This window comes from Mesorhizobium sp. WSM4845 (assembly GCF_055811455.1).
Genome location: NZ_JBVVQA010000066.1, coordinates 2,501 through 6,180 on the forward strand (window position 1 = coordinate 2,501; position 3,680 = coordinate 6,180).

A 3,680-nucleotide genomic window follows, 5' to 3' on the forward strand; every position below is an offset into this window, starting at 1 on the left:
TTAAGAGTTTGCGGCGAGCATCTAGCTCTCCGCCTGTTCTGTTTGACATCGTAAAGAGAAGATTTGTTCGAACTTCATAGCCCGCAAGGGGTGTGATTTGTCGCGGGAGACGCTCAATCTCCCGCATATGATGGGTTTGCCTAACCGCACCCTCGAACCGATCTCGAGAAGCTGGTCTTTTTGTGCCAATTCCATTGAAGCTAGATCCTGCACAGGATCTGGTTCGAGCGACGATCCCTTTGGGATCGCGCTGAGGCAAAGATCCTTCGGGATTTAGCTGAAGCGACGATCTCTTCGAGATCGCGCGATGGGTATTGGCAATGAGAACGATCAAGTGTCTTAAGGGCAATTGGTGGATGCCTTGGCATGCACAGGCGATGAAGGACGTGATACGCTGCGATAAGCTACGGGGAGGTGCGAATACCCTTTGATCCGTAGATTTCCGAATGGGGAAACCCACCTAAGGTGCTTGGAAAATCAGAGCAGCAGGTAATTGGCGCGAGATCCCAAAAGGATTGAGCGTTAAGCGACGATCTCTTTGAGATCGCGCAGACTTGCTGCTGTGGTTTCCAAGTATCTGTTATAGGTAACTTATCCTGAATACATAGGGATAAAGTGGCGAACGCGGGGAACTGAAACATCTAAGTACCCGTAGGAAAGGACATCAACCGAGACTCCGGCAGTAGTGGCGAGCGAACCCGGACCAGGCCAGTGGCGATGATGAGACAAGCGGAACCTTCTGGAAAGTAGGGCCATAGTGGGTGACAGCCCCGTACGCGTAATGCAAATCATCGTCCTCGAGTAAGGCGGGACACGTGAAATCCTGTCTGAAATTGGGGGGACCACCCTCCAAGCCTAAGTACTCGTGCATGACCGATAGCGAACTAGTACCGTGAGGGAAAGGTGAAAAGCACCCCGACAAGGGGAGTGAAAGAGTACCTGAAACCGATTGCCTACAAACAGTGGGAGTCCAAGGTTCGTCCTGGGTGACCACGTACCTTTTGTATAATGGGTCAGCGACTTAGTGTGACGAGCAAGCTTAAACCGCTAGGTGTAGGCGCAGCGAAAGCGAGTCTGAACAGGGCGTTCAGTTCGTCGCATTAGACCCGAAACCGAGTGATCTAGCCATGAGCAGGTTGAAGGTAAGGTAACACTTACTGGAGGACCGAACCCATAACTGTTGCAATAGTTCGGGATGACTTGTGGCTAGGGGTGAAAGGCCAATCAAACTCGGAAATAGCTGGTTCTCCGCGAAATCTATTTAGGTAGAGCGTCGACCGAATACCCCAGGGGGTAGAGCACTGGATGGGCTAGGGGTCCTCACCGGATTACCAAACCTAACCAAACTCCGAATACCTGGGAGTACTAGTCGGCAGACACACGGCGGGTGCTAACGTCCGTCGTGAAAAGGGAAACAACCCTGACCTACAGCTAAGGTCCCCAAGTTATGGCTAAGTGGGAAAGGATGTGAGGATCCCAAAACAACCAGGATGTTGGCTTAGAAGCAGCCATCATTTAAAGAAAGCGTAACAGCTCACTGGTCTAAATAAGGGTCTTTGCGCCGAAAATGTAACGGGGCTCAAGCCATACACCGAAGCTTAGGGTTCGTGAGCAATCACGAGCGGTAGCGGAGCGTTCTGTAAGCTGATGAAGCCATACCCGTGAGGGGTGGTGGAGGTATCAGAAGTGCGAATGCTGACATGAGTAACGTAAGGGGAGTGAGAGACTCCCCCGCCGAAAGTCCAAGGGTTCCTGCTTAAAGCTAATCTGAGCAGGGTTAGCCGGCCCCTAAGTCGAGGCAGAAATGCGTAGACGATGGGAACCACGTTAATATTCGTGGGCCTGGAGGAAGTGACGGATCATTGAGGTAGTCCAATCTTATCGGATTGAACGGGCTGCTGCGTGGTTCCAGGAAATAGCTCCTCCTTATAGACCGTACCCGAAACCGACACTGGTGGACTGGTAGAGTATACCAAGGCGCTTGAGAGAACTATGCTGAAGGAACTCGGCAAATTGCACGCGTAACTTCGGAAGAAGCGTGACCCTTTTCCACGCAAGTGGAGGAGGGTGGCACAGACCAGGGGGTAGCGACTGTTTATCAAAAACACAGGGCTCTGCGAAGTCGCAAGACGACGTATAGGGTCTGACGCCTGCCCGGTGCTGGAAGGTTAAGAGGAGGGGTGCAAGCTCTGAATCGAAGCCCCAGTAAACGGCGGCCGTAACTATAACGGTCCTAAGGTAGCGAAATTCCTTGTCGGGTAAGTTCCGACCTGCACGAATGGCGTAACGACTTCCCCGCTGTCTCCAGCATAGACTCAGTGAAATTGAATTCCCCGTGAAGATGCGGGGTTCCTGCGGTTAGACGGAAAGACCCCGTGCACCTTTACTATAGCTTTACATTGGCATTCGTAGTGGCATGTGTAGGATAGGTGGTAGGCTTTGAAACCTGGGCGCCAGCTCAGGTGGAGCCACCCTTGAAATACCACCCTTATCACTATGGATGTCTAACCGCGGCCCGTCATCCGGGTCCGGGACAATGTATGGTGGGTAGTTTGACTGGGGCGGTCGCCTCCTAAAGAGTAACGGAGGCGCGCGATGGTGGGCTCAGAACGGTCGGAAATCGTTCGCTGAGTGCAATGGCATAAGCCTGCCTGACTGCGAGACTGACAAGTCGAGCAGAGACGAAAGTCGGTCATAGTGATCCGGTGGTCCCGCGTGGAAGGGCCATCGCTCAACGGATAAAAGGTACGCCGGGGATAACAGGCTGATGACCCCCAAGAGTCCATATCGACGGGGTTGTTTGGCACCTCGATGTCGACTCATCGCATCCTGGGGCTGGAGCAGGTCCCAAGGGTATGGCTGTTCGCCATTTAAAGCGGTACGTGAGTTGGGTTCAGAACGTCGTGAGACAGTTCGGTCCCTATCTGCCGTGGGTGTAGGAATATTGAAAGGATCTGTCCCTAGTGCGAGAGGACCGGGATGGACGGATCTCTGGTGGACCTGTTGTGGCGCCAGCCGCATAGCAGGGTAGCTATATCCGGACGGGATAACCGCTGAAGGCATCTAAGCGGGAAACCCACCTTAAAACGAGTATTCCCTGAGAACCGTGGAAGACGACCACGTTGATAGGCCGGGTGTGGAAGAGCGGCAACGCTTGAAGCTTACCGGTACTAATAGTTCGATCGGCTTGATCGTTCTCATTCCCTATGCCCATCTGACAAAGTCAGATGGTCTTACCAGCGCTCACGCATGAGCGGCCCTTACGGGCCTATGCTCCGCGAGGGCGCCGGAAAACCGGCGACGCGCAGTCGCGCTTGCGGGCTTATGCCCGAAGCAACCTGCAGAAAACGTCGCCTTGGCACAACAAAGACCAGCGATAAGCTCTGAGAGAGCGCAAGGATGGGGGCTTCCCTATTCGCTACTCTCTCATCGCTATTCGCTCAAAAAGCTTCTCGAGCAACGTGCGCTTTGCCGACCTGGTGGTTATGGCGGAGCGGCTGCACCCGATCCCATTCCGAACTCGGCCGTGAAACGCTCCAGCGCTGATGGTACTTCGTCTCAAGACGCGGGAGAGTAGGTCGCTGCCAGGTCTGCAAAACGCACGTTGCAAAAAATCCAGTCTTCTCCTTGCAAAACAGGCCCGCCAATCGGGAACTCGGGCCGCGCAAGCGGCCCTTTCA

2 rRNA genes are annotated in these 3,680 nt (G+C 53.9%); both read left to right on the plus strand.

Annotated elements, in window-relative coordinates:
• Positions 1-328: 328 nt before the first annotated feature.
• Positions 329-3,195, plus strand: a 23S ribosomal RNA gene (locus tag AC0L2C_RS33905).
• Positions 3,196-3,475: 280 nt separating this feature from the next.
• Positions 3,476-3,590: ribosomal RNA gene (gene rrf / locus AC0L2C_RS33910) — 5S ribosomal RNA — on the plus strand.
• Positions 3,591-3,680 lie beyond the last annotated feature (90 nt).